This window comes from Acetobacter okinawensis, assembly GCF_002153655.1.
Taxonomy (GTDB): Bacteria; Pseudomonadota; Alphaproteobacteria; order Acetobacterales; family Acetobacteraceae; genus Acetobacter; species Acetobacter okinawensis_A.
Genome location: NZ_JOPJ01000110.1, coordinates 1 through 314, shown reverse-complemented (window position 1 = coordinate 314; position 314 = coordinate 1). Strand labels below are relative to the sequence as shown.

At 62.7% G+C, this 314-nt stretch carries 1 pseudogene; it reads right to left on the bottom strand.

The annotated features are described in order from the left end of the window. Positions 1-314: pseudogene (locus tag HK26_RS13670) on the bottom strand (hypothetical protein); the annotation flags it as partial.

Genomic DNA, 314 nt, shown 5'->3' with positions numbered 1-314 from the left:
CCACCACTCAGGGTTGTCACGCTGTCCGAGCCAAGGGTGCGGCCCACGCTGCTTTCCGTGCTGTAGTTGCGCACAGGTTGCCAGATCGGCCCGGCATAAGCCTGCGGGATGGATAAAAACCCATCCGTATTGTCTGTATCTGTCAGGGTCAGTGTGACTGTGTCCGCCTGCACCACGGCGGGAGCGACACAGAGTATCTGGCCATTGGCGCAACCGCGCACCTGCCCCTGCCACACAGGAGCCCCCGCCAGACTGGCAGAAACCGCCAGCACAGCCGAGGGCATGAGGTTGGTGCGGTGCAGGCTAAAAACCCG